A 20,281-nucleotide genomic window follows, 5' to 3' on the forward strand; every position below is an offset into this window, starting at 1 on the left:
AAAATATAGAAAGTACATAAAATATAAACATTATGCAGAAAGGAAACATAGGGGTTACGACAGAGAACATCTTCCCCGTTATCAAAAAGTTCTTATATTCAGATCATGAAATCTTTCTTCGCGAAATAGTGTCAAATGCAGTTGATGCTACTCAAAAATTAAAAACTTTAGCGACAATAGGCGATTTTAAAGGCGAACAAGGCGATCTTACAGTCCGCATAAAGCTAGATGAAACTGCAGGAACATTAACCATTAGTGATCGTGGTATTGGTATGACTGCTGAAGAAATTGATAAATATATCAACCAAATAGCTTTTTCTGGTGTTAGCGATTTCTTAGAGCAATATAAAGATAAAGCAGAAGCTATTATTGGACACTTCGGATTAGGTTTCTACTCTACTTTTATGGTTTCAAAGAAAGTAGAAATCATTACTAAAAGTTATAAAGAAGATAGTAAGGCTGTAAAATGGAGTTGTGATGGTAGTCCAGAGTTTACACTTGAAGAAATAGAAAAAGAAGATCGCGGTAGTGATATTGTTCTTTATATTGATGATGACTGCAAGGAATTTTTGCAGAAAAATAAAATAGAAGAATTACTCAACAAGTATTGCAAATTCATGGCTGTGCCTATTGCATTTGGAAAAAAGACTGAATGGAAAGATGGCAAGAGCGTAGATACAGACGAGGATAATATTATAAATAATATAGAGCCTTTATGGGTAAAAGCTCCTTCATCATTGAAAGATGAAGATTACCAAAAATTTTATCGCACATTGTTCCCTATGAATGATGAGCCTTTATTTTGGATACACTTGAATGTAGATTATCCTTTCAACTTAACTGGTATTCTTTATTTCCCTAAGATTAAGAATAACATAGAGTTACAGCGTAATAAGATTCAATTATATTGCAATCAAGTTTTTGTAACCGACCAAGTAGAAGGCATTGTTCCTGAATTCCTTACCTTGCTACATGGGGTCATTGATTCTCCAGATATTCCACTCAATGTGAGTCGCTCTTACTTACAAAGCGATGCAAATGTGAAAAAGATTTCAACCTATATCACAAAGAAGGTTGCAGATCGTTTGAACAGCATCTTCAAAGACGATAGAAAGGAATATGAGCAAAAATGGGATGACCTAAAGCTATTCATCAACTATGGTATGTTATCACAGCCCGATTTCTATGATCGCGCTAAGGACTTTACCTTACTAAAAGATGCTGAAGGGAAATATTTCACCTTAAAGGAATATCAAACTTTAATTAAGGATAATCAAACAGATAGGGAAGGACAATTAGTTTATCTATATACCAATAATAAAGATGAGCAGTTTACATATATAGAAGCTGCAAAACAGAAAGGCTATAGTGTCGTTGTTGCTGATGGACAACTCGATGTTCCTACCCTATCTATGTTCGAACAAAAGATAGAAAAAAGTCGCTTCGTTCGTGTCGATTCTGATGTTATTGATCGAATTATCCTTAAAGAAGACGAGGATAAGGAAGTTCTTCCTAAAGAAGATAATGACAAGTTGTCAGAGGCTTTCCGCTCTCAGATTCCTTCAAACGAAAAGCGTAGCTTCTCTGTAGATATACAAGCACTTGGCGAAAGTTTTCAGCCAGTATTGATAACCCAAAATGAGTATATGCGTAGAATGAAGGAAATGAGCCAATTCCAACAAGGTATGTCTTTCTATGGTCAGATGCCAGATACTTATAACCTTGTTTTAAATGCTGACCATCCTTTGATAAAACAGGTATTGGCAGATGTTAGTTCTCTTACAAATGAAGAGCTAAAACCTATTACAAGTGAGATTAAGGGGCAAGAAGCTCGCGAAGCTGCATTGCAACAGAAACAGAATGATAAGAAACCTGAAGAGATTTCTCAAGAGGAGAAAGATGATTTGCAAAATACACGCAAGAGCATTACAGAATTGCAAGAAAAGCAAAAATCCGTAATTGCTAATGCTGCAAAAGACAACTCTATTATTCATCAGCTCATTGATCTTGCTTTACTACAAAATGGTATGCTTCAAGGTGAGGCACTAGATAAATTTGTAAAACGATCAGTTAGTATGATCAAATAAATCACAATATATTTAATAGATATAATTAAGCCCTATCTTGTCCCTCCACTAGAGAAAGATAGGGCATTTTTGATTTGTTGAGATAAACAGCTAAATATGAAGCGATTGTATATTTTATGTTATATTATGCTTAATCATAGAGCGAAGAAAAATATCTGAAGGATCTTTATGACTATAGTTTTGATGTAACAAGAAAAAAGCACATAAGCCTACAATGATAACTATCACTGCCGCTAAAAACATATAAAACATATTGGGATCTTGCTTCTGCAGTTGTTTATTGCTTAATAACTCTTTTTGCAGATATGAATGATTACTAGAAATATCTGCTTTTATGCCTATTGCTTTATGGCAATGAGGACAAACATCTATATTAGTAGGTATCTCTACTTTACAATGAGGGCATGATATTATTTCTATCTTATTCATCAGTCATCTGTTTAGATTGGTCAATATTAGTAAATTGACTTAGGTTGTTAGTAATGGATACAAAAGTACTAAAAATACGTGAGTTCGACGAATTTAGAACAGAGCAAGCTGTGTGTCAATAGTCCTTTGTACATTGATACACGGCTTCTTTGGGAACAGACAATAGGCAGCAATAGCACCCAATAAATTGACAATGAAATTGTCAAAGCATCTATGTCTGGAGTGTTCCGCCTGCGCAATATTCTTAAGCTCATCATTCACAGTTTCTATAATGGCTCTTTTTCTGAGTAAGAGTCTGTCAGCAACACTCATCAAAGCTCCTTTCATGTTGCTTTTCAGCTTGGTAATAAGTTGTATTCCATCCACAAACAACCTTTGGAAGAGATTTTTGCTGATGTACCCCTTGTCGCCGACCAGCTTGCCATATATGAAATCTACAAAAGCTTTGTATTCCAAAGGCTTACGGTCATCAATATCTCCCGGTGTTATCATAAAATTGAGAAGCTCTCCTTTCTCATTGCAAATCAAATGCAATTTGAAACCGAAGAACCAACCCATAGAGCATTTTCCTTTTTGGGCTATACCTTTGAAAACCTTGTGAATATGTATTCTTTGGTTCTTGCAGACACGCAGTGGTGTGCTGTCAACAAAACTTATGCCCGTGCATTTGCCCAGCAGAACCTTCTTGATAAACAAGGTTAAGGGGACGGCTACCTCCCTTTCCAATTCTACTATACGGTTATAAGAAACAACTTTTGGAAATAGATGGCGAAGATGCTTACATACTTTTTCAAGATAGAAATGTTTAAAGCAGCGATAACCAGAGTCGTGAAAAAGAATCATTATTAGTATGACTTCTGCCTTTGACATCGTGGAATCTCGATGATACTTTCTTTTTCCAGTAGGCTTTAGCGTATATTTTGCCACCATTGCATCAAAAAACTTGCAGAAATCATCTGCCATACAAAATATTTCAGTAACTTTGTCCTCGGTGATCATAGCGATTTTTGTTTGTAATTGTTTGTAAATCAATACCTTAAAGTTACAACAAATTTCGCTAATCACCAAATTTATAGACACTTATAATTCATCGAACTCACGTTAAAAATGAAAAAAAAACAAGAGTAAAAGAAAAATTTAATGCATAAAAAACTCACTAACGGAATTAAGTTAGTGAGTTTTTGTTTATAAAGAACATATTCTATTATTCAAAAGAAATAAACTTCTTGTCCATGTGAGTTACAGTATGATTAGCTTGATGTTCCCAATCAGTCAAAATATCACGTACGGTCTTTTCCTCCTCTACTTGCTCGTCAATATACTTAGCAATAAAGTTTTGTGAAGCACGATCTTTTTCTTCATCAGCAATCTCTGCAAGTTCATAAATCAACTCTGTTACCTTCTGCTCATGCTTATAAACATTTTCAAATACCTCCTTCGCATCTTTCCAAGTTGTAGGAACAGCATCAATAGCAGCAATCACTACTTCTCCACCACGTTCAAATACATAGCGAGCCATATCTGTGGCATGACTTCTTTCTTCCTCAGACTGCTTATACATATAGTTTGAAAAGCCTTTCCAACCTTCTTTTTGAAACCAAAATGCCATCTGTAAATAAAGGTTAGATGACCAAAGTTCTGCTACAATTTGCTCACTAAATGCTTTCTGCATTTTCTTACTAATATCCATACTCTATATTTTTAATTGTTATAATCGTTTATAATATCTATCTACAAAGATATGAAAATGATTAATGTAAAGCAAACTTTTTTGTAAAGAATACAAGCAAAAAAACGTAGAATAAACAATATTTATCTTGTACTGCTATAAAAAGAAGATAGAAACCTGAGAATGATCTCACCGCATACATTACAATTATTAATAAAAAGGTCGCTCGGTTTAACCCAAGCGACCTAATCTTTCTTTTTTCATTATACTTTTAGTTGAGCTTTAAGCTCTTCTTAATAGCTTCGATTTTTTCTTCAGCACGCTTTACACAAGTTTTGTAATCAGCAGATGAAATCATATTGTCCTTAATTTCAAGGTAGAACTTAATCTTAGGCTCTGTTCCTGAAGGACGAACACTAACCTTATTGCCATCTTCACAGAACCACTGAAGTACATTACTTGTTGCAGGCATCTCAAGTTTCTCTTTTGTTCCATCAAGCTTAGTTGTTTCTAAGCTTAAATAATCTTTCCATAGACAAACCTTACTACCACCTAGTTCCTTTGGAGCATTAGCACGGAAATCCTTCATCATTTGTAGAATTTCATCAGCACCAGTTTTGCCTGGACGCTCAACATTAATCGTAAATTCATAACTAAAGCCATACTCCATATAGATATCCATTACAATATCGTATAGAGTCTTACCATGATCTTTTGCGTAAGCACAAATCTCTGCTAACAAGCAACAAGCACTAACAGCATCCTTATCACGACAGAAGCTTTCTGCCATAAATCCGTAGCTCTCTTCGCCACCACCGATATAATCTTGCTTACCTTCAGAAATAGCAACTTCACGAGCAATCCATTTAAAACCAGTATAGCAATCGCGCATTTCTACATTCTGCTTATCTGCGATTTTGCGAATAACCTCTGTAGTTACGATGGTCTTAACAATAAAATCAGTTGGTTTTAATAAGCCTTTTGCTTTACGATTTGTTAGGATATACCATAAGAAAATTAAGCAAGTTTGGTTACCATTGATCAAAACCCATTCACCATTGCTATCCTTACAAGCCATACCAACACGGTCGGCATCAGGGTCTGAAGCCATTAAGATGTCAGCATCTAGCTTTTTAGCATCACGTAAACCAAGTGTCAATGCTTCTGCTATTTCTGGATTCGGGCGATCTACAGTAGGGAAGTTACCATCCTTAACCATCTGCTCCTCTACACAATGAATATTATCGAAACCCCATGAACGCAAAGCACGTGGTATCATCACACGACCAGCTCCATGCAAAGGCGTATAAACAATCTTCAAGTCATGCTGATTTTTAATAACAGTAGGATCAATGCTAACTGTTTTTACAGCTTCCAAGTATGGTTGATCAATGTCTTCACCAATAATCTGAATAAGATCTTTATTACCGTCAAATTTAATATCCTCAACAGTAACCTTATTTACCTCTTCTATAATACCCTTATCGTGTGGAGCTAATACTTGTGCACCATCTTCCCAATAAGCCTTGTAACCATTGTATTCACGAGGGTTATGGCTTGCGGTAAGGTTAACACCTGCTTGTGTTCCAAGATGACGAATAGCATACGAACACTCTGGTGTAGGACGAAGATCTTCAAATAAATATACTTTGATATTGTTTGCAGAGAAAATATTAGCAGTAGTTTCTGCAAATAGACGTGAGTTATTACGACAGTCATGACATACCACAACACTAATTTGCTCTTTATCCTTAAAGTTCTTCTTCAAGTAATTAGCAAAACCTTGAGTAGCCATACCAACAGTGTAAATATTCATACGGTTAGATCCAGCTCCCATAATACCGCGTAAACCTCCAGTACCAAACTCAAGATCCTTATAGAAGCTATCAATAAGATTACTCTTATCATTTGCCTCAAGCATATTTTTTACTGCTAAGCGTGTTTCTTCATCAAAAGATGGAGACATCCATTGTTTAGCTTTATTCTCGCATTGCTCTACGAGCTTTAAATCATTTGCCATAGTTCTTAATCGTTGTAATATTTTTGATTTTTTATTTGCAAATATACAAATAAATAACCAAAATCAAGGATATATTTTGTTTTCCTTTTAAAAATTATAATCATTACAAGAATTGGTAAATTGAATAGTATTTTTAGTATCTTTGCATGGGTATTTTTTATTAATACAAAAATTATTTTTATAGCATGAATTTTGAAGGAATCCTTCTAGCAATTTGCACCTTTTTTATTATAGGTTTGCTACACCCTATCGTGATTAAGACTGAATATTATTTTGGAACCAAATATTGGTGGTTGTGGTTAGTAAGTGGGTTAGGCTGTTGTATAGCAGCTCTCTTTGTTGTCTCCATTTTTTGGTCAGCACTCTTAGGCGTAACAGGCGCTTCCCTACTATGGGGCATTGGTGAACTTTTTGATCAAAAAAAACGCGTTGAAAAGGGATGGTTTCCTATGAATCCTAAACGTAAAGATCAATATAATCTTGTCAATAACAAGAAAGATTATACAAAGTAAAGCTATAAGATGAAAACAATTCTCATATTAGTTGGCAAAACTACTAATAAGATTTTTCAAACAGGCATCAATGACTATACAGAAAGAATTGGTCATTACATACCTTTCAATATCACTACCATTCCTGAACTGAAGAATACAAAGAGCTTATCAGAAGAGCAGCAAAAACAAAAAGAAGGTGAACTGATTCTAAAAGAAATTCTGTCGTCCGATACAGTTGTGCTTCTTGACGAGCGTGGTAAGGACTTTCGGTCTATAGAGTATGCAGAGTGGCTTAGACAAAGGCAAGCCACAGCTCGCAGACTTGTTTTTGTAATTGGTGGTCCTTACGGCTTCTCAAAAGATGTTTACGATCGTGCTAATGAAAAGATTTCCCTTTCAAAGATGACTTTCTCTCATCAAATGGTGCGCCTCATCTTTACCGAACAACTCTATAGGGCTTGTACTATTATCAAAGGTGAACCATATCATCATGAATAAAATACTTTTTTAACTCTTCCCAAAGTTTTTGTACTGGCAATCCCATTACATTAAAGTAGCTACCATTAAGCGATGTAACACCCACATAACCTATCCATTCCTGTATGCCATAGGCACCAGCCTTATCAAATGGCTTATATTTCGTTATATAATAATTTATCTCGTTTTCGGGAAGATTTTTAAAAGTAACATTAGTAGAAACGCTAAAATGGCGTTGCTGTTTTGTTGTTGTTAGACATACTCCCGTAACCACTTGGTGAGTTTTACCACTTATCAACCTCAACATACGCTTGGCATCTTCCTCGTCTTTTGGTTTTCCGAGTACTTCGTTTCCTATTATTACTACAGTGTCTGCTGTTATGACAAGGTCATTATCTTTCATCGTCAATAGATAAGCACTTGCTTTTTCATGTGCTATATATTCAGCTATTTGCATCACTGGCAGGTCTGCAGGGTAACTTTCGTCAATATCAGGCAACACTCTTACTTCAAATTCTATTCCTAACCCTGCCAATAATTCACGACGGCGAGGAGAATTACTTGCTAAAACAATGTTCATACTTTTTCTTAAAATTCTCTATATTACCATCCAAAAGCTTTAGCCTTCATCATCCATTTTCCCTGCGCTTTCAGCACTTGCTCTATAATATCACGAGCTACTCCTTCGCCTCCATTAACATCACTTATATAAGTAGCTATACTCTTAATTTCTGAGCATGCGTCTTTGGGACAACAAGGACATCCTGCACGTAGCATAACCTCATGATCAGGAATATCATCACCAACATAGATAATTTCTTCATCCATCAGATTATATTTAGCTTCAAACTCTTCCCATATCTTTATCTTCATAGAACAGTTAATATATATATCTTCCACTCCCAAGTAGCTATAACGTTTATGTATATGTTCATTACGCCCTCCCGTCATAATGGCTATCTTTAATCCTAACTTCACTGCAAGCTGAATAACATATCCATCTTTGATATTTAAAGTACGAATAGGATCTCCTTCATTATCCATAGGAACAGTAGATGCAGATAATACACCGTCCACATCAAAGACAATGGCTTTTATTTTCTTCAAGTCGTAATTGATCATTGCGATTTATGTATTTTTGTTTGAATTCATTTTATGAATACTCTTAGAAAGTAGTTTGTAAAGTTCTTGTTGTAAAGGACTGCTTTCCATTAAGTTTATTTGTTTTTCTATCACATTCCTATCATAACGAACAGCAGGACCTGTTTGTGCCTTATTCGGTTTTACCTCGTTTACTTTTCTAGCCGTTTCATTGATCAAAGGAAGCAATACCTCAAAAGATATTTGCTCTCGTTCTAAAACATCTTGAGCTATAGTATAACAATGATTAGTAAAATTGCATGCCCATACTGCTGCTAAGTGTAAATATCTGCGTGCTTCGCTCGTAAGCGGATATATCTTAGGCGAAAGAAGTTCTGCCAATATTTGTAATCTACGGTATGCTTCTACAGTACTACCTTCAATGAAAATAGGGATTTCTTTAAAATCTACTTTTCTTTCTTTAGAAAAGGTTTGCAATGGATATAACACACCATAACATTTTACTTTTGCTTTAAAAATATCATAAGGCATAGAACCTGCTGTATGCAAAAAAGTTCCTTTAGATTTTTTTTTACAAACTTCATTGATTAATAGCTCTAACACACTATCCTTTACAGAAAAAATATAGTAATCAGCATCTTCTAATATATCATTTGTACTAATAGTCCAAGCACAAGAGAGCCTATCAGCTAATAGTTTAGCCGACTCTTTTGTTCTACTATATACCTGCACAACTTCTTGTCCAGCATCTTTTAACGCTAATCCTAATTGTGTAGCTAGATTTCCTGCTCCGATTATTACAATATTCATACAAAACAAAATTACGATTTATATTGTAATATCGCAAATAAACTCTACCTTTGTTTCATAGAATAATTAAAATTAAATAAGCAATGAAGTTTATTGGAATTATACCTGCACGCTATGCTTCGTCTCGCTTTCCGGGAAAACCTTTGGCTATTTTAGGTGGAAAGATGGTGATAGAGCGCGTTTATCGTCAAGTAGAACAAGTACTTGATGCTGTATATGTAGCTACTGATGATGAAAGAATTTACAAAGCTGTAGAAAGCTTTGGTGGTAAAGCTCTTATGACGAGTACCGAACATAAGAGCGGAACCGATCGCATTTGCGAAGCTATTTCTAAAATTGGAGGAAATTTCGATGTAGCTATTAATATACAAGGTGACGAACCTTTTATTCAAACTAGTCAAATAGAAACTGTTATGAATTGTTTCTCTGACCCACAAACACAGATAGCTACACTAGGTAAACGCTTTGAAAGCATTGAAGCGATACAAAACCCTAATTCCCCTAAGATTGTTTTGGACAATAATAACTATGCCATGTACTTCTCACGATCTGTAATCCCATTCATTCGTGGAAAAGAACAAACCAAATGGCTCGATAGCTATCCATTCCTTAAACATATAGGACTGTACGCTTATCGTACAGAAGTATTGAAAGAAATAAGTCGGCTACCACAATCATCACTTGAATTAGCCGAAAGTCTTGAACAATTGCGCTGGCTTCAGAATGGCTATAAAATAAAAGTTGGACTAACAGCATCCGAAACTATTGGTATTGATACACCTGAAGATTTGCAAAAAGCAGAGGAGTTTTTGAAATCACGAAACTAAAGAAACAAACATCTTTCTATACTTAAGGGGGATAGAGCGCTAAACGCTTCTAACCCCTTTAAGCTATATATGAACATAAATAAATGATAATAGCTTTTTAATAAGCAAGTATTTTTACCTTTATCTGTTATTCAAAAATTATTGTTCCAAAGAACTCAGGACGATGAAAGTCAGGCTTCGGAAGGTCCACTTTTTGCCACGAAAGGAAGTGTGGCTGGTCTGTTTTATCACCACACTTATAAAAGTTTGCTTTCATCGTTAACCCACTAAGTTCGGTTATCTTATGATTAAAGAAAGAAGACACAGGAACGACTAAGGCTAATTCCCACGAAGTATCACCACGCAGCAAACCTAACGCTCTAGTACCAAGTGATGCCCAACGATCAATACGAGCTAACTTACTTGCACTAGCTTGCTGACGGCTTTCACGTCCTTTCCCATTACATAGCAACACCGAGCCTATACAGTTTACCTCTAAATTATAGTACCCCCCATCTTCATCAGGCATCATAAAGAACTCACAACATGAGTCTTCCCAAACATATCCAAGATCTGCATCTTCTACACCTCTCACACAGTTCTCTTCCACTTTATAATGAATATATATATTCTTACCATCGTGCGCCAAAGCAAAGATCACAGTAGGATGATATGGAAAAGTATCACTCCAATTACCAACACTTATTGCTTGATATTCTATATTTTCATCCTTAAACAGATAAGGTATAGTAACAGCCTTACCTTCAGCATGCTGCAACTTCTTTATTTGTAATGTATTTGCCATTTAAATAAACTTCTTAATAAATTCGTTCATCATTTTTTCGTGAGCAATCATATCATTGTATAAAGCCAATTGGTTTTGACTTCTAATCAAGTTATGCTCTGGATACATTATTTTATAGTAGGTATCACCATTAATATAATCGGCTAAGAAACGTACACACTGCATATATGGAAAAAGTGCAGCAGCGTATGGAAGATGTTTAATCTCCACCTCCGTCAAGAAACGAGAGGCTGTTTCAATATATCCTCCCGTAAAACTCTCAAAAATATCTTCTTTCAATCCCACTTCATTAATCTTAGGAGAGTCCTCTGCTACATAGTTTGCACTCGTACGTAGGAAATCTCCATAATCAGAAAAGATAAAGCTAGGCATTACGGTATCTAAGTCGATTACGCACAAAGGATTATCATATTTATCAAAAAGCATATTACTCACCTTTGTATCACAGTGGCATAAACGTTTGGGCAAAGCTCCTTGTCTATACAATTGCTCTGATAGGCACATCTTATCTGCATCGTTTAGAAGAGCATTCACAATATCAGCAACCTCTTTCACCCTACCCTTTACATCTGCTTTAACAGCATCTTGCAACTGGCGTACACGCAGTTCGATATTATGAAAATTAGGAATGGTCTCACCAAGCTGCTCTTTTACATCAGAAAGCATCCACTGAAAATTGCCAAACATACGCCCACATTCATACGATGTAGAAGTATTTACCTCTTCCTTAGTAATCGAATCGTTAATAAAAACACTTATTCTCCAATACTTCTTCTGCGCATCTTTAAAGTAAGTCTTTCCATTATCGGCTTTAATAAACTCTAAACTCTTACGTTCTATATCTGCTTCGCCAAGTGAAATAAGTTTTGATCGGATATGACTTGTTACTATTTCTATATTGTGTTGAAGCAAATCAACATCCTGAAAAACAGCATTGTTAATACGCTGCAATACATATTTCTTTTGCTGATTATTTGTCTCAATGATAAAAGTTTCATTAATCAAGCCATTACCCAATGGCTTGATTAATGAAACTTCCTCATAAATATTAAAATGCGCTACTATCTCGCGCAACATATTCTCCTCCATATTCTGTTTTTTATATTATGGTCTAGCCTTCACACTTGTACCAAACTTAGAAGGTTGATTACCCATAGTAAACTCTAAGGTTCCACCCTTTTTAATATCACTAAACATAATATATGAGCGTGTATATGGCTTACCATTTAACCTAACACTCTGAATAAACTTATTCTCATCACTGTTATTTTTAGTGATGATAGATAGTGTTTTGCCATTACCCACATTCACCTTTGCCTCATCAAATATTGGTGAACCGAAGATAAATTTTCCTCCAGCAGGCTCTACCTGATACAAACCTAAAGAGGAAAGAATATACCATGCGCTCATCTGTCCAACATCCTCATTACCTATCAAGCCTTCAAAGTTATCATGATACATCTCCTTCATAACTTTACGCAATAAAGGAGCAGCCTTATAAGGTTGACCTATATAGTTATACATATAAATAATATGGTGGCTTGGCTCGTTACCATGTGCATATTGTCCTATCAAACCTGTAATATCAGGAGACGCATCCTTACCCATTTCACCCGTAACCACAAAGAGGGAATCGAACTTCTCTACGAATTTCTTTTCACCACCAAAAGCCTTTACTAAGCCATGTACATCGTGAGGCACTAACCAAGCATACTGCCACGCATTGCCCTCTGTGTAATCGTCTTGACGATGAACGGTGCTAAACGGATCGAATGGCTCACGGAAAGTACCATCCGATAAGCGTCCACGCATAAAGCCCGTGTTCTTATCAAAGTAATATTTACGATAGCTCTGACTTCTATCATAGAAATATTTATAATCGGCTGTCTTACCAAGTTTCTTTGCAACCTGTGCTACACACCAATCAGCCAAGGCATATTCCAAACCTTTTGCTACTGTTTCTCTATCCTTGTCTTTATCTACAGGATCGTAGCCATACTTCTTTAAGTTATCCAACCCACGATCATCGCACAAAGCCGACTTTTTAGCAGCTTCAAAAACCTTGTTCATATCTACATCAAACCCTTTCAAAGCAATATCGCAAAGCACAGGAATACCGGGATTACCTACCATACAGTCGGTTTCATTGCCCATCAAATGCCATACAGGTAACTTTCCCTGCTCATTGCAAATATGTAGGAAAGTTTGTGCCATATCTTTCTGCATCTCAGGGTGTATGATTGTCATAAGTGGGAAAGCAGCACGATAGGTATCCCAAAGAGAAAAAGTAGTATAGTTTGTAAAGTTACCCTTATGGGTCTTTGCATCTGCACCTCGATACTCTCCATTTACATCAGAAAATACAGAAGGAGCTATCATTGTATGATACATAGCTGTATAAAAGATCTTACGAGCACGTTCGTCATTTGTTGAAATAGCAACTTTACCTAGTTCTTTATTCCACTCATTTTGGGCATTTGCCACAACAGAAGTAAAGTTCCAACTAGGAATTTCTGCTTTCAAATTCTCACGTGCATTCTCAACACTTACAGCAGAAAGTCCCACTTTCACCTCAACAGGTACTCCCTTGTTAGCTGTTTCAAACACCCAGATTGTGTCTTTCTCATTCTTTACTTGCTGAATAGGTTGGCTAAACTCTGCTACAAAGTAAACATTTTGATCCTTAGCCCACCCCTTTGAATTACGCACACCAGAGATTACATTATCAGTTTCTTGCTTCATTTTACAACTAGTCATCTCATCCCAACCAATACCTTGCCAGAGATTTAGCACAACATATCCCTTCTGAATATCAGCAGGGAAGCTGTAACGGTGGTAAGCCGCACGCTTGGTAGCGGTTAGCTCCACACGCACACCATTTGCAAGCATCACAGAGTAGTAGCCAGGAGTAACGTATTCAGCACGATGAGAAAACTTAATTTCACGCTCATCTTGTGCTGTTGCAGGTAAGAGAGATATATCACCGAGATCGCCAATACCTGTACCACTCAAGTGCATCTGCCCAAACCCTATAACTGTAGAGTCGCTATAATGATAACCAGAACACCAATCCCAACCTTGCTTCTTCTGTGTAGGACCAGCCTGCACAAAGCCAAAGGGAACATTGGCTCCTAGAAATACATGTCCATGTCCACCCGTCCCTATGAAAGGATCGACATATTGCGTGTAGTTCTGTGCTATACTACTTCCTATAGAGCAGATAGCAACAGCCATGAGTAATAATGTTTTCTTCATATTTTTTATCGTTGTTAGTTATTTCTATTAGTTTATTTCTCTTTGATAATATCTGTTAGCTTGATAGCTTGGAAAGTCATGTGTGCAGCACTACTCTCATACAAAATGCCTACAGTGTTCTTATCTACCATTGTCAAACAAGTATATCCCCACCCATAGCCTTCATCGAGAAGCACCTGATTTTGAATTTTCCACGTAAGTCCACCGTCAAGACTAGCTTTGATTGTTATGTTGTTACGCACCTTGGCAGAATTAGGATTAGAGAAAAGAAGAATATCCTTTCCTAAACAATTGTCTTTAGCATTAACCTTTATTAAACTAGCCATACACACTGGTTCTATCAGTGCCGAACGTGTAGAAGCATGGTCTTTCCATGTCTTACCCATATCTGTGGTGGTCATCACCGCTCTACTTCCTCCACGATTATCACGCATATTGAGCATTAATTCGCCCTTCTTTACCTCCACTACTTGCGCTTCTGTTGTGTTTTCACGTGCAGGATTGCTAATATCCCATGTCGTACCATGATCCTTACTATAGAGAATACCAGCATGTGGCATACGATCCTTATCTATAAATTGCATCGGGAATACAAGTGTACCATCCTTCATTGTGATACCACGACCAGGACCTTGTAAGAGGAAATACCATGAAGGATCTTTCACTTGCTGGGTAATATTTATTGGTTCCGACCATGTTCGTCCATCGTCCTCACTCTTAACCATCATAAGTTGAGCCGTGTAATAACAATCCATTCCAGGTTGCGAACTAAACCATGCACGCTGGTTACCCATACCGTGTGTCCATGCTGCAACGATCCAGATAACTCCCGTCTTAGTATCTACCAATATGGAAGGATCTCCCACACCATTTTGTGCAGCAGGAAGTCCATCATATTCGCCAAACGACATTGGTAAGCGCATCTTTTCCCAGCTCTTACCTCCATCGGTACTACGGCTCAAACCTATATCTACATACTCTTGAAGATCAACACTATTATTATGTCTTACATCATAAACGCCTAGCAATGTTCCCTTATTAGTAGTTACCAAGCCCGGAATGCGATAAGCAGCTACACCGTCATCGCCTGCATGGCGCACACCAATAGCTGTGCGGAAAATCTTATTAGGCTGAATATCTCCCGATAATACTAGTTTCTTGCCATCTGCTATAGCTTCCGTAACCCCTACCTTAATCTGTGCGTTTAGGCTTGCTACAGACTTCATTTCAATACTTACCCAAAAGTAATTAATACCCGGGAAAAGCTTTTGACTAGCATTCAAGTAAAGAATATTGCTATGTACTTCTTGCTCATCTTTCTTTATAGAATAAGAAGGCAAGGCACAAAGCGTTTTGTTAGGAGCAAAATTTGTGATATATTCCATAGGGTAGAAACGCTCCTTACTTACGTTCTGACGTGCTTCTGTACCACCATAATATAGCTTTACAGATTTTATATCCGATAAGTTAGTAGCTTCACTAAAGCGAAGTGCTACTTTGTCCAATCGTTTTGCTTCTTTAGCATCTATCTTTATATATAAGAGTGCATTATCTTGGCGTTCTATGAGGAGAGGGACAATAGCTTGTTTAACAAACAAGGTATCTTGCGCTAATGTCCTGCTACCTAGCATTAAGCCTATAGATAGTAATATATATTTTATAGATAAGTTCATAATTTACAAAGGTTTATTTAAATTATTAATATTCATTTACACGTATCTCATCTGTAAAAATCCAGCCTCCATCAATATTTGTAGTGGCTCTCAAACGTAAATAACGTCCTTTTACCCCACCTTTCCATTGATAAGTATAAATAGTATAATCTTTTTTTCGAGGTATTTGAGGGTCTACTTTATCTAATACAGTAAATTGTTTATTATCTGATGACACGGATAATTGTATCGCGCTAGGTGTGTAGATCCACACAGGGTCTATTTGAAGAAAATCGGCTTTCACTGTCGTTATATCTTGTTCATCTCCTAAGTCAATAACAACATCTACACCATCCTTTATAAACCCTTGCCATCTACCTTCTAAATATCCCCAATCGCCACGCTTACCATCGGTAAGCGTAACACTATCATCGGCACGATATTTTTCTGCAAAAGGTGCTATATAAGTTACTTTTGCTCCCAAAGCTTTATGCTTAACACCTTTCAAAGACTCAACTCTTACTCCTGACTCTTTTCTTAGATTAAAAGTATTATATCCCCATTGCTGTAATGTATCGATAGCTGTAATGGCGCGAATACGGAAGTTATCGTATGTTTCTTTTTGCTTTACCCAGCCTGTCTCAGCGATAGCCAAGAGACGAGGATAAGTCATATATTCCACATGGGCAGGAGTTTCTATATTCTCTGTCCATAAGCATGCCTGCAACCCAAGAATACTTTTCTCGCTTTCTGTACCACGCAATGTAATAGGAAGCGGATCATAACTATAAATTTTACGCAAAGGAATAATTCCGCCTTGCGCCTTAGGCTCTTTCATTGGTGCATCTTGATACATATCTATATAGCAATAGCTTACAGGGGTCATCACCACTGGATGTACCAATTTAGCAGCTTCAATACCATTTTGTTCACCACGCCACGACATAACACCTGCATTTGGAGCTAACTTGCCTTCAACAATTTCGTCCCACCCCATCAAAGTTCTGCCATGTTTATTAAGAAATAACTCTATGCGATGGGTAAAATAGCTTTGCAATTCCGCTGTATTCTTTAACTTATGTTCCTGCATCTTCTGCTGACATAATGGACATTTCTCCCAAGCCGAGCGGTCAGCCTCATCGCCACCAATATGGATAAACTTAGAAGGGAATAAGTCCATTACCTCTTTTAATACATTCTCGGCAAAAGCATAAGTAGCTTCATTACCAACACATAAATCAGAATTAACGTAAGGCTTCTTTGCACACGAGAGTTCAGGATAAGCAAAACAAACCTCATCACTATGACCAGGCAACTCTATTTCCGGAAGAACTTCAATATGGCGTTCTGCAGCATAGCGCACCACTTCTTTTATATCTTCTTGTGTATAATAACCTCCGTAGGCACCTTTGTCTTCCTTATGGGCATAATGACGGTCTTTATCCATCCACCAACGATCCCATGATGATTGTGTCCTATAGGCTGTTTCCTGTACTAAAAGAGGATATTTCTTTACCTCCATTCGCCAGCCTCCACCATCTACTAAATGCCAATGGAAAACATTCATCTTAAAGTAAGCCATTGCATCTAGCTGCTTTTTTATAAAATCTTTTGTCCAAAAATGACGCGAACAATCAAGATGATAGCCACGATACATAAAACGAGGACTGTCAGCTATAGTAGCACATTTCAGTTTACCATTTACAATAAGCTGACGAAGCGTTTGTAAAGCATAAAACAAGCCACAAGCCGTAGGGGCTGTAACATCAATACGAGTGGTTGATATTTTTATATTATACCCTTGCTGATACTGGGTCAGCAATTCGCCTCTTATGGGCTTTGTCTTACTAGTACACACTAAGGAAAGCAACTTACCCGGATTAGTAAAGCTCGTATGCTTATTTGAACTAAATAAAGGTTTGGGGAGTCCTACTAAGAATTTGTTAAGCCCAAAAACATCTTTTATATAGTTTTTTAATTGGCGTGCATCATTCCTACTAGCTTTTACATACACCGCAATATCGTTGTTCCATTCGAAATTATCGTTAGAGGTAATATAGCTATTAGGCTTAGGGATCATATTCTGCGCTATTGAGGTGTTGAAAAAACACAACAACAACATAAGAATTAATAATATAGATTTATTAAATTTCATTTTTTAAACTAGTTTCAAATTAAAATATTTTCAAGCCACTTTCTTTTATTAAATCTCAAACAAAAGCTTTTAATTAAAATTATCAACATAAACTACTTAAAAGATTACTATTTAAAAGGTAAGCTTTTACCCCATAAAAGATGACCTTTTAATAAGTAAAAGGTAAGCTTTTGTGGTGTAAAACGTTACCTTTTAGAAAGTCAAAGCTTAGCTTTTCTGCACTCTTTTATTATTTACTGAAGATAAAATTTTACATTTCCTGCTTTTATAAGCTGGTCATGGGTAAGGCGGAAGCTATTATAGGGTTTACCTCCAAGCTCTACCTTCTTTATTATTTCAGCCTTATCGCTAGGGCTTACAGTCTCTATCACGAGTTGTTCACGTCCCCATTGTTGTTTATCTAGTTTGATTATAATTTTATTAAATACTGGCGAAGTAAAGGTGTAAGATGGATTACCTGGGCAATCAGGATAAAAACCCATCATATTAAATACAGCCCACGCTGACATAGCTCCTGTATCATCATTGCCGGGGATACCTTCTGGCAGATTTTTAAAGTTTTCCTTTAACAATCGACGAACTTCCTTTTGCGTACGCCAAGCCTCGCCTTTAAAGTAAGAAAAGAGATGGGCATACGCAATATCTGGCTCGTTAGCAGGATCATAATAACCTTTATCGAAAACCATTTGAAGCTTATTTACAAACGCTTTCTGTCCTCCCATTAGCTTAGCATATCCCTGTACATCGTGAGGAACAAAGAACGTATAGTTCCAAGCATTTCCCTCGTGGAAGCCGGGTGAAGGTTCAAAGTTCTCACCTTGTTTAGGATCGAAAGGTGTAAGAAACTTACCATTGGGAAGCAATGGGCGCATCGTACCATACTGTTTATCGTAATAGCTACGATAATTGAGCGAGCGATCATAGAATAATTTGGCATCTTTTGTTTTTCCTAAAGCTTTAGCTAAACGAGATAAAGCATTGTCTGCCACGTAATATTCTAAAGCATGAGAAACAGAGTTATCATACTGTTCGCGAAGAGCGACATAGCCTTTTTGTAAATAATCGTCATTATCTGGGCGAAGAAGATTGCCCTTTCCTGCAATAGTAGCCGATTTATAAAAAGCTTCGTATGCCTTATTAATATCATAACCACGCAAGCCTTTAAGATACGAGTCGGTGATAACAGGAATAGCAGGGTCGCCTTCCATTGTATAAGTTTCTCTTCCAAAGAGTTCCCATTTTGGCATCCATCCATGCTCCTCATACATATTAATCATAGTACGGATCATATCACGCTGCTTTTCTGGATAAACTAACGTGAGCAACTGATGTACATTACGGTAAGTATCCCAAAGAGAATAAACCGTATAGCGATTGCCCTCTGTGATAGTTTTTATCTTATCACTTTCAAGTGCAGGATACTGTCCGTTTACATCTTGCAGTATATTAGGATGAATAAGTGTATGATAAAGCGCTGTGTAGAATATAGTTTTCTGATCTTCAGTTCCACCTTCTACCATAATTCTTGACAAATTATCCTTCCAAGCCTGACGAGCCTCTGCATGAATTTGATCGAAAGTTTTACCTTTTTGTTCTTCCTCTAAGTTCTGACGTGCATTCTCAATACTTACAAACGACACCCCCATTTGCACTTCTAATTGCTCATTTGTCTTTGTATCGTAATTCATAAAAACACCAATATCATCGCCAGCTATGTCTTTCTTATAATTGGTGTAGAGTTTAAACTTGCCATTGTCCTTATCCCACTCGGCTTCTACACCTGTCATAGGGCGTTGTTTCTTCCAATAACCAGAAGAAAGCGGTTTCTTATTAACACGCATCACAAAATAAATAGGGAAAATGGCTTGTGGATTATAACAAAATGTGCCTAATACTTTCATTCCCTCAAACTCACAATCGTTTACTTTCTTTATAAACGCTCCACTCTCATTGGTTAAGCCTTCACCAAGATTGAGCAAGATATGACTTTTGCCTTTAGGAAAAGTAAAACGTGCTACAGAAGAACGTAAAGTGGCAGTTACCTCTGTCTTTATATTATAATCGGTAAGAATATTAGCATAATAGCCAGGTTTAGCCACTTCGTTTTTATATCTACTGCCATATTCTTTGTAGTCCACTTTCAGCTCACCAGTAGTAGGCATAAGTAAGAGCGAGCCCATTTCTGGGCAACCCACTCCACTCAAATTGACATGAGAATAACCTGTAAAAAAGACATTATAAAATTCGTAGGGAGTTGACCACCAACGTGCATCTTTATCGTATTTGTTATCAGGACTTCCCATTACATTAAAGGGAACTACCGACATAAGCCCATTAGGGCATACAGCACCAGGGTTAGTAGTACCAAAATTGGATGTTCCGATGAAAGGGTTTACATAATCTACCACATCCTTTTGACTTTCAGCCTTTGCTGTAAACGAAAAGAACACAAATAAAACACAAACCCATTTCCACCAATTATTCGTCATATCAAAGAATTATTTTAGATAAGAAAAAATAA

General features: G+C 36.8%; 17 protein-coding genes. 4 read left to right on the top strand and 13 right to left on the bottom strand.

The genetic code is table 11. The annotated features are described in order from the left end of the window. The first annotated feature begins 32 nt into the window (after positions 1-32). Positions 33-2,087, top strand: coding sequence for a molecular chaperone HtpG (gene htpG, locus PREBIDRAFT_RS01730; protein WP_004336196.1), 2,055 nt, complete (start codon positions 33-35; stop codon positions 2,085-2,087). Between the two features lie 114 nt (positions 2,088-2,201). On the opposite strand, the gene PREBIDRAFT_RS01735 is transcribed toward htpG, so the two are convergent. From PREBIDRAFT_RS01735 to PREBIDRAFT_RS01750, 4 genes are all read right to left on the bottom strand, one after another. Further along, positions 2,202-2,516, bottom strand: a complete 315-nt coding sequence (locus tag PREBIDRAFT_RS01735; protein ID WP_004336199.1) for a hypothetical protein — start codon at positions 2,514-2,516, stop codon at positions 2,202-2,204. A 93-nt stretch (positions 2,517-2,609) separates the two neighbouring features. Continuing rightward, entirely contained in the window at positions 2,610-3,515 is a 906-nt protein-coding gene (locus PREBIDRAFT_RS01740; protein ID WP_004339036.1) for an IS982 family transposase, read from the bottom strand. 205 nt (positions 3,516-3,720) lie between these two features. Beyond that, positions 3,721-4,206: a ferritin gene (locus PREBIDRAFT_RS01745; RefSeq protein ID WP_004336672.1), complete on the bottom strand. Its 486-nt coding sequence runs from the start codon at positions 4,204-4,206 to the stop codon at positions 3,721-3,723. A gap of 250 nt (positions 4,207-4,456) precedes the next feature. Continuing rightward, on the bottom strand, positions 4,457-6,205 hold the full coding sequence (locus PREBIDRAFT_RS01750) for a phospho-sugar mutase (RefSeq protein WP_004336673.1): 1,749 nt from the start codon (positions 6,203-6,205) through the stop codon (positions 4,457-4,459). A 185-nt stretch (positions 6,206-6,390) separates the two neighbouring features. Between PREBIDRAFT_RS01750 and PREBIDRAFT_RS01755 the strand changes: the two genes are divergently transcribed. Next, a complete protein-coding gene (locus PREBIDRAFT_RS01755; RefSeq protein WP_004336674.1) occupies positions 6,391-6,717 on the top strand; it encodes a DUF4491 family protein in 327 nt (108 codons plus the stop codon). A gap of 9 nt (positions 6,718-6,726) precedes the next feature. Further along, a complete protein-coding gene (rlmH, locus tag PREBIDRAFT_RS01760) occupies positions 6,727-7,197 on the top strand; it encodes a 23S rRNA (pseudouridine(1915)-N(3))-methyltransferase RlmH (RefSeq protein ID WP_004336675.1) in 471 nt (156 codons plus the stop codon). Here the strand turns inward: rlmH and PREBIDRAFT_RS01765 are convergent. The 3 genes from PREBIDRAFT_RS01765 to PREBIDRAFT_RS01775 are packed head-to-tail and all read right to left on the bottom strand — an operon-like array spanning position 7,169 to position 9,087. Continuing rightward, positions 7,169-7,756, bottom strand: a complete 588-nt coding sequence (locus PREBIDRAFT_RS01765; RefSeq protein ID WP_004336676.1) for a Maf-like protein — start codon at positions 7,754-7,756, stop codon at positions 7,169-7,171. The genes rlmH and PREBIDRAFT_RS01765 overlap by 29 nt on opposite strands. Positions 7,757-7,779: 23 nt before the next feature. After that, complete coding sequence (locus tag PREBIDRAFT_RS01770; RefSeq protein ID WP_004336677.1) at positions 7,780-8,298, bottom strand: KdsC family phosphatase; 519 nt, start codon at positions 8,296-8,298, stop codon at positions 7,780-7,782. 6 nt (positions 8,299-8,304) lie between these two features. Then, a complete protein-coding gene (locus PREBIDRAFT_RS01775) occupies positions 8,305-9,087 on the bottom strand; it encodes a Rossmann-like and DUF2520 domain-containing protein (protein WP_004336678.1) in 783 nt (260 codons plus the stop codon). Between the two features lie 83 nt (positions 9,088-9,170). Between PREBIDRAFT_RS01775 and kdsB the strand changes: the two genes are divergently transcribed. Then, positions 9,171-9,914: a 3-deoxy-manno-octulosonate cytidylyltransferase gene (kdsB, locus tag PREBIDRAFT_RS01780; protein WP_004336679.1), complete on the top strand. Its 744-nt coding sequence runs from the start codon at positions 9,171-9,173 to the stop codon at positions 9,912-9,914. Between the two features lie 127 nt (positions 9,915-10,041). Here kdsB and PREBIDRAFT_RS01785 read toward each other — a convergent pair whose 3' ends face one another. The 6 genes from PREBIDRAFT_RS01785 to PREBIDRAFT_RS01810 all read right to left on the bottom strand — a co-directional run bounded on the left by PREBIDRAFT_RS01785 (position 10,042) and on the right by PREBIDRAFT_RS01810 (position 20,249). Then, positions 10,042-10,698, bottom strand: coding sequence for a carbohydrate-binding family 9-like protein (locus tag PREBIDRAFT_RS01785; protein WP_004336680.1), 657 nt, complete (start codon positions 10,696-10,698; stop codon positions 10,042-10,044). Continuing rightward, on the bottom strand, positions 10,699-11,787 hold the full coding sequence (locus PREBIDRAFT_RS01790) for a phosphotransferase enzyme family protein (protein WP_004336681.1): 1,089 nt from the start codon (positions 11,785-11,787) through the stop codon (positions 10,699-10,701). A 15-nt stretch (positions 11,788-11,802) separates the two neighbouring features. After that, on the bottom strand, positions 11,803-13,953 hold the full coding sequence (locus PREBIDRAFT_RS01795) for a GH92 family glycosyl hydrolase (RefSeq protein WP_004339042.1): 2,151 nt from the start codon (positions 13,951-13,953) through the stop codon (positions 11,803-11,805). A 32-nt stretch (positions 13,954-13,985) separates the two neighbouring features. Next, positions 13,986-15,626, bottom strand: a complete 1,641-nt coding sequence (locus tag PREBIDRAFT_RS01800) for a sialidase family protein (protein WP_004336683.1) — start codon at positions 15,624-15,626, stop codon at positions 13,986-13,988. A 25-nt stretch (positions 15,627-15,651) separates the two neighbouring features. Beyond that, positions 15,652-17,760 carry a glycoside hydrolase family 20 protein gene (locus tag PREBIDRAFT_RS01805; protein ID WP_036875423.1) on the bottom strand — a complete coding sequence of 703 codons (2,109 nt, stop codon included), beginning with the start codon at positions 17,758-17,760 and terminating at the stop codon, positions 15,652-15,654. A 233-nt stretch (positions 17,761-17,993) separates the two neighbouring features. Next, positions 17,994-20,249 carry a GH92 family glycosyl hydrolase gene (locus tag PREBIDRAFT_RS01810; RefSeq protein WP_004336685.1) on the bottom strand — a complete coding sequence of 752 codons (2,256 nt, stop codon included), beginning with the start codon at positions 20,247-20,249 and terminating at the stop codon, positions 17,994-17,996. Positions 20,250-20,281 lie beyond the last annotated feature (32 nt).

The sequence above is a fragment of the Prevotella bivia DSM 20514 genome (assembly GCF_000262545.1).
In the GTDB taxonomy this organism is placed as follows: domain Bacteria; phylum Bacteroidota; class Bacteroidia; order Bacteroidales; family Bacteroidaceae; genus Prevotella; species Prevotella bivia.

What these genes read in the sequence shown, in the direction of transcription:
- htpG (WP_004336196.1), top strand. Translation starts at nt 33, where the DNA reads ATGCAGAAAGGAAACATAGGGGTTACGACAGAGAACATCTTCCCCGTT.
- PREBIDRAFT_RS01735 (WP_004336199.1), bottom strand. Translation starts at nt 2,516, where the DNA reads ATGAATAAGATAGAAATAATATCATGCCCTCATTGTAAAGTAGAGATA.
- PREBIDRAFT_RS01740 (WP_004339036.1), bottom strand. Translation starts at nt 3,515, where the DNA reads ATGATCACCGAGGACAAAGTTACTGAAATATTTTGTATGGCAGATGAT.
- PREBIDRAFT_RS01745 (WP_004336672.1), bottom strand. Translation starts at nt 4,206, where the DNA reads ATGGATATTAGTAAGAAAATGCAGAAAGCATTTAGTGAGCAAATTGTA.
- PREBIDRAFT_RS01750 (WP_004336673.1), bottom strand. Translation starts at nt 6,205, where the DNA reads ATGGCAAATGATTTAAAGCTCGTAGAGCAATGCGAGAATAAAGCTAAA.
- PREBIDRAFT_RS01755 (WP_004336674.1), top strand. Translation starts at nt 6,391, where the DNA reads ATGAATTTTGAAGGAATCCTTCTAGCAATTTGCACCTTTTTTATTATA.
- rlmH (WP_004336675.1), top strand. Translation starts at nt 6,727, where the DNA reads ATGAAAACAATTCTCATATTAGTTGGCAAAACTACTAATAAGATTTTT.
- PREBIDRAFT_RS01765 (WP_004336676.1), bottom strand. Translation starts at nt 7,756, where the DNA reads ATGAACATTGTTTTAGCAAGTAATTCTCCTCGCCGTCGTGAATTATTG.
- PREBIDRAFT_RS01770 (WP_004336677.1), bottom strand. Translation starts at nt 8,298, where the DNA reads ATGATCAATTACGACTTGAAGAAAATAAAAGCCATTGTCTTTGATGTG.
- PREBIDRAFT_RS01775 (WP_004336678.1), bottom strand. Translation starts at nt 9,087, where the DNA reads ATGAATATTGTAATAATCGGAGCAGGAAATCTAGCTACACAATTAGGA.
- kdsB (WP_004336679.1), top strand. Translation starts at nt 9,171, where the DNA reads ATGAAGTTTATTGGAATTATACCTGCACGCTATGCTTCGTCTCGCTTT.
- PREBIDRAFT_RS01785 (WP_004336680.1), bottom strand. Translation starts at nt 10,698, where the DNA reads ATGGCAAATACATTACAAATAAAGAAGTTGCAGCATGCTGAAGGTAAG.
- PREBIDRAFT_RS01790 (WP_004336681.1), bottom strand. Translation starts at nt 11,787, where the DNA reads ATGGAGGAGAATATGTTGCGCGAGATAGTAGCGCATTTTAATATTTAT.
- PREBIDRAFT_RS01795 (WP_004339042.1), bottom strand. Translation starts at nt 13,953, where the DNA reads ATGAAGAAAACATTATTACTCATGGCTGTTGCTATCTGCTCTATAGGA.
- PREBIDRAFT_RS01800 (WP_004336683.1), bottom strand. Translation starts at nt 15,626, where the DNA reads ATGAACTTATCTATAAAATATATATTACTATCTATAGGCTTAATGCTA.
- PREBIDRAFT_RS01805 (WP_036875423.1), bottom strand. Translation starts at nt 17,760, where the DNA reads ATGAAATTTAATAAATCTATATTATTAATTCTTATGTTGTTGTTGTGT.
- PREBIDRAFT_RS01810 (WP_004336685.1), bottom strand. Translation starts at nt 20,249, where the DNA reads ATGACGAATAATTGGTGGAAATGGGTTTGTGTTTTATTTGTGTTCTTT.